This is a genomic window from Psychromonas sp., from assembly GCF_047632955.1.
Lineage (GTDB): Bacteria > Pseudomonadota > Gammaproteobacteria > Enterobacterales > Psychromonadaceae > Psychromonas.
In genome coordinates, this window is the sequence record NZ_JBLIED010000085.1 from 1 (window position 1) to 5,123 (window position 5,123).

8 protein-coding genes are annotated in these 5,123 nt (G+C 38.2%); 7 read left to right on the forward strand and 1 reads right to left on the reverse strand.

Annotated features, from left to right (window positions below; genetic code table 11):
* The 7 genes from ACJAZP_RS19805 to ACJAZP_RS19835 all read left to right on the forward strand — a co-directional run.
* Positions 1-298: zinc-binding dehydrogenase (locus ACJAZP_RS19805; protein ID WP_415232462.1), on the forward strand; the 298-nt coding region annotated here is incomplete at its 5' end.
* A gap of 80 nt (positions 299-378) precedes the next feature.
* Positions 379-801, forward strand: a complete 423-nt coding sequence (locus ACJAZP_RS19810) for a hypothetical protein (RefSeq protein ID WP_415232463.1) — start codon at positions 379-381, stop codon at positions 799-801.
* 43 nt (positions 802-844) lie between these two features.
* Positions 845-1,009, forward strand: a complete 165-nt coding sequence (locus ACJAZP_RS19815) for a hypothetical protein (RefSeq protein WP_415232464.1) — start codon at positions 845-847, stop codon at positions 1,007-1,009.
* A gap of 30 nt (positions 1,010-1,039) precedes the next feature.
* Positions 1,040-2,038, forward strand: coding sequence for a serine hydrolase domain-containing protein (locus tag ACJAZP_RS19820; protein ID WP_415232465.1), 999 nt, complete (start codon positions 1,040-1,042; stop codon positions 2,036-2,038).
* A gap of 388 nt (positions 2,039-2,426) precedes the next feature.
* On the forward strand, positions 2,427-2,741 hold the full coding sequence (locus ACJAZP_RS19825; RefSeq protein ID WP_415232466.1) for a DUF6090 family protein: 315 nt from the start codon (positions 2,427-2,429) through the stop codon (positions 2,739-2,741).
* Between the two features lie 102 nt (positions 2,742-2,843).
* Positions 2,844-3,071 carry a hypothetical protein gene (locus ACJAZP_RS19830; protein WP_415232467.1) on the forward strand — a complete coding sequence of 76 codons (228 nt, stop codon included), beginning with the start codon at positions 2,844-2,846 and terminating at the stop codon, positions 3,069-3,071.
* A gap of 6 nt (positions 3,072-3,077) precedes the next feature.
* The gene (locus ACJAZP_RS19835) at positions 3,078-3,713 is read left to right on the forward strand and encodes a hypothetical protein (protein ID WP_415232468.1); all 636 of its coding nucleotides are present in this window, start codon (positions 3,078-3,080) and stop codon (positions 3,711-3,713) included.
* Between the two features lie 659 nt (positions 3,714-4,372).
* Here the strand turns inward: ACJAZP_RS19835 and ACJAZP_RS19840 are convergent.
* Positions 4,373-5,080, reverse strand: a complete 708-nt coding sequence (locus tag ACJAZP_RS19840) for a DUF3379 domain-containing protein (protein ID WP_415232469.1) — start codon at positions 5,078-5,080, stop codon at positions 4,373-4,375.
* Positions 5,081-5,123: the final 43 nt, after the last annotated feature.

The following is a 5,123-nucleotide window of genomic DNA, read 5'->3' on the forward strand; positions in this document are numbered from 1 at the left end:
ATCTTATAAAGCATTTCTTTCGGATTCAGGCGTATTTGTGTCGCCGGTACTTTCTATCGGACTTCTCACTCATGTGTTACTCACGTCTTTAGTCGGCGGCAAAAAAGCGATGTTCTCCGCTACAGGATTATTACCGACGAATGAGGCGCGAAAATTGTTTGAACGTGTCAAGGAAATGATTTTGGAGGGCAGTTTATTACAAGTCTTAGATCGAGAGTTTAGCTTGGATCAAATATCTGATGCCCATCGTTATATTGAGACTGGCCGAAAGAAAGGTAATCTCGCATTGATTATGTAACCGCTTCTTTCCCCCCCTGTGACAATTACTTTAACACAGGGGGCAATGCAGATTAGTTTTAAAACACAGAGAAAAATAAGATGGATTTATTTAAAAATCTAATAGTAATAATGTCACTTTTGACAGCAACAGCATGTTCAAATATTCATTCCGCAAATGTGGGGACATTCGAGGATGCAAATGGAATGTCATTTAGTGGTCAAATCGTCAGCATTGAGCAAACTAAATTGAATGCCGATTTTTCTGAGCGACTTACAGGTGCCGCAATTGGTCACTTCATTGCTGCCGGACTAGGAGCTAATAGTAGCCTCAAATTCGTCAGTGCCATGTTTGGTGTGACTATTGCGAATAAGGAACATGGGAATGTATTTGATTTAGTAGAAGTGCAATCGACAGACGGTCAACGTTACAAAACAAACGTTCCACGTGATTATTTCTCTTTAAATGAAAACGTTGTTTTTACTGCTAATGATGCTGTGATCGATTCAATTGCACGAATTTGATAAACAAAAACACAATACACTTTGACAATAAATTGAGAACAAAATGAATAGTTTAATTTTAGCAGTGCGAACTTCTCCGATAATAGTACTAGTTTTACTCAGCATGACCCTATTGTCGGGGTGCGGTGGAGGAGACGGTGCACAAATAACAGATTTGGTACCTGAAAAACCAGCAACAGGCCAGGCTGGTGACGGCAACTTGGAATAAATAGTAGAATATATTCGAATTAACCAAGGTTTGCCCGCTTTGGCAGCAGTTTTGGTACATGATGGACAGATCATCGAAATGGCAGCCACATGGACTCGCGCAATTAGCAGCAGCAATCCGGTCACTACAGAAGACAAATGGCATCTTGGTTCATTGACAAAGTCGATGACCTCAACGCTCGCGGCAATACTAGTGAAGCAAGGTGTGATTAGCTGGAATACCACCATTGCTGACGTATACCCTAAGTTATCTGGTGTAATGAACAGTCAATATGAAAATGTAAGGATTGACCAATTGCTGTCACATACCTCTGGCATGAGAGCGAATCTTCCAGCACTAAATAGTTATCAAACTAGCTCTCTTGATATCGAGTCTCAACGTCAAAAAATGCTCGAAGAAGCATTGAACCTTAATCCTGAAGCCGAACAAGGGCAGTTTCTTTACAGCAATTTAGGTTACATGGTTGCAGGGACAATGATGGAACGTCTAACAAATACCAGTTGGGAAACATTATTAGAGAACAACCTATTTACCAACCTCGGGATGGCGAGCAGTGGTTTTGGCGTCCCTGATGCCAGAGATAATTTGTCACAACCAATTGGACATTTATCTCAAGGCTCTGGTTGGAAAGCTAGCAATACTGATAATCCAGCCGTTTTGGGACCTGCAGGCACTGTGCATAGTAGTCTTGAAGATATGGGGAAGTATATTGCTACACACTTAGCAGGTGCTCGTGGAAATGATATTGCGGGCTTATTAGCCGCAGCAGAATTCAGTAAATTACACACAGCCGCTGAAAATTCAAATTATGCATTAGGCTGGGTCGTTGCTGACAAAAGCTTAGGGCACAATGGTAGCAATACTATGTGGTTAGCAGACATAAAAATATTTTCAGACAAAAATACGGCCCTATTTATCGCAACTAATGCGGCCGATTTGCAAAAAGAGCAAAACAGTCAAGCCTTTAAAGCTGTGGCAGAATTGAAAGGCGAATTAGTTAAACGTGCCGATGCAGCATTTGCCAATTAGCGGAGAGGTGAAAAGTTAATCCATGAAACTCCTGTGGTTTTTTTAGTCAATACTTGCTACTACTTCTAGCGGTGATATTTAGTATTGGGATTTATGGCAGCATAAAAAAAGCAATATTCAAAACTGGTTTATACAACAGTGAGAGGCGCTTGTTTTGAATTCTGAATTATGTGTAAACAGTTGAGTAATAGACGAGAAGCCGCCGACTTTCAATCCGTTAAGGATATAAAAGAGCGGTAAATATGGAAAATATTAGGCATCATGTATTTTCATTTTATGAAGAATGACGTTTAATTTCACCGATACTTAACGTAACCTTTTCTCTGTATTAGCCTTAAAGACCAAGCAACAACAAATGATAAGATTCTTTAGAAAAATCAGGCGGAATATGATCAAGGGAAATAAGGTCAGCAAGTATCTACTTTATGCTATTGGCGAGATTGTTCTTGTAGTTATTGGCATATTAATAGCTCTACAAATAAATAATTCGAATGTAAACCGTATTCAAGAAAAAGAACTGAATGGCCTAATGAAGAGCATTTCTAATGCTATTCAATCAGATATTATATATCTAAAATTAATTAAAACGGCCAGAGAAAATGTTGGCATACGGGCAGATTCTATTTTTGATACTTACATAGATGTACAAAAGCCTAAATTAGTTTTCGCAGATTACAATTATATGGCAAACACCTTTCGTTAACTAACCAGTGTTGTTTATTACTTACCCAATACAAGTGCTTTTGAGTCATTAAAAAACTCCATCTATCTAAGTAAACTTCAGGGGACTGATATTGAATTATTATTGCATGATTTTTACTCCTCTGCCGAACGTATACAAAAGCAGGAGGAAGATTACAACCGGTTGATGAAGAGTGATTATCAAACCTGGTCTAATAAATTTAGAAATATGGGAAGTGATCTTTTTATGAGTCCTTGGGATCATATGGAAAAAGACTATCTACAAGAGACGTTTTTAGAAATTTTGAATACTGAAAATACCACAGCATTGCTGGCTAAAAGTTTTGAATAAAAAAAAATGACGAGTTTATATGAAAAGCAAATTCGCCTTGGCGAAAAGTATGTTGAAATGGTCGATAAACAAGAAGTGAATTTTAAAGAGCAGACCAAGCATGATTTTAGCGGTAGCCTAAATAAATATGCAGAAGTTGATGTCTTGAATTTATTAGTTAATGGCAGAGTACCTTTAGGTTTCGGGTTAATATATGCACAATCTAGCAATGGATATTACCCGGGAGTAAAAATTGAGGATGATTATAAAATTTTAACCTACCCTGAAGATAGTTTTGACTGGGGCTCAGCGTATTTCAACATAGATGCACTTAATGGTCGTGTAACAGAAATGGACTTTACAAAATACAAAAATATCATTCTTGAAATCAAAGGTGAGAAGGGTGGTGAGGAATTCGCCGTGATGATGAAAGATAAATATAATCTTCCCGATGGTAAAGAGTCTAGAGTTAATATTAGAGTAACAAACACATGGGAAGCTTATGAAGTGTCTCTGGACCTATTTGAGACGGCGGATAAAAAAGTCATAGATACACCTTTGGGTTTCGTTTTTTTAGGAAGCAAAGCAAGAAGAATTCACGTAAAGTCAATTCAATTTAAAGTCAAAAACAGTCAAAAAACAACCAATGGCTATAAGTCATAACTTGTTCTCGCCTGCCACTTGAAATGCTCGTAAATAACAATAGTCTAACCGTTAAACGAACCTCTGCAAAAACAAAATAGCCTTCTATTTAAAAGATAGAAAAATTAAGAAGAGACCCTACTCAATATGCTTGTTCAATACATGCCATCGGAGAATGTTTGAGTAACAAAATGGCAGTTTTCAGGTGATTAGTCTGTTAATGATCATTAGAAAGGGCTTGTTTGGATTAAATATGGTGAAGCTGAGCGGTTTTCCGGATCGGCATGTAAGTGGCTGAATAATTTTGTAAATTTACCGCGAAATACATTATTTCCCTCCAGGCACCATGTTTCAGCCGTTAATTACGTTACATGTTTCAATCATTTATACGTTCGCAAAAAAAGATGCGGATGGCGGTATAAAATGCGTGATTTAATTTTTACGTTAGACTGAATGGAACAGGAATATTTGTTAGTGATCGTCTGCTTTGTAGATGAAGGAACTGAACTGTCCACTTGCTGCGAACCGTCGGAAATGGCACATAGCTGTTAAAATACATATTTGAAATGGTGGCTAATGACACCTAGCTCCCCGTCAGACTCTATTTTGCTTGTCATTGCCAAAGATAAAAAAATGCCTCCGATAGGAGGCATTTAAAATTCTTGAATAACTAACTGCCTCTAAGCAGAAAACTGAATTTTCCGTTGAAGTTGCTCTTTCATTTTATTTATATTAGCTCCTTCTTCTCCCACTACAATAATACTCGCTCGTTTCAAATCTATAGCCTGACTGTTGTATCTTGGATCATGAGATGAACCTTCTGCGAGATAAGCGTCATCATGAGGCACAATAAACACTGATACCTTGCCGTTCTCCCCTCCAACAACCATATGTAGACTTCTGACATTTTCGAAATCACAAAAATTTGCGTAATAGACTCGCCCAATGTCTTCTGAAAATTCACCACCAAATTTTGCTAATTTTGCATTAACCTGTTGAAGAGATACATTTTCTTGAGCGTCCAGCGCATAGCCACCTTCGTAATGTACATGGGCAATAGCTTGTTTTGATAAATCCAATAAATTACTTTGTTGCCACATGGTAAAACTCACACCCACCACAAAGGCAACCGACGCTGCCATAGCTAGCTGTATACGATGCCGTGTTTTATTCGACTTATGGGATTGCATCGTTTGACGCATAATCAGTTTGTGCACTAAGTCATCTGGTACTTTTACCTGGCTGGCGTTCTGCATTTTTTTATCGAGTTGCTTAAGTTCCTTGTAGAACGCTTGTTTTTTTGGATCGTCGGCAATGGCAGCTAATACCCCATCATCTGTACAATTGGGATCTGCATATAAGGTGCGACGAAACTCTAATTCATCCATTTGCACGCCCCCTGTTGTCATTGGTTTTGTCTAGCACTTCTTT

Excerpts from the sequence above, each read along its gene's own strand:
- ACJAZP_RS19815 (WP_415232464.1), top strand. The coding sequence starts at position 845 with ATGAATAGTTTAATTTTAGCAGTGCGAACTTCTCCGATAATAGTACTA.
- ACJAZP_RS19825 (WP_415232466.1), top strand. The coding sequence starts at position 2,427 with ATGATCAAGGGAAATAAGGTCAGCAAGTATCTACTTTATGCTATTGGC.
- ACJAZP_RS19810 (WP_415232463.1), top strand. The coding sequence starts at position 379 with ATGGATTTATTTAAAAATCTAATAGTAATAATGTCACTTTTGACAGCA.
- ACJAZP_RS19835 (WP_415232468.1), top strand. The coding sequence starts at position 3,078 with ATGACGAGTTTATATGAAAAGCAAATTCGCCTTGGCGAAAAGTATGTT.
- ACJAZP_RS19840 (WP_415232469.1), bottom strand. The coding sequence starts at position 5,080 with ATGGATGAATTAGAGTTTCGTCGCACCTTATATGCAGATCCCAATTGT.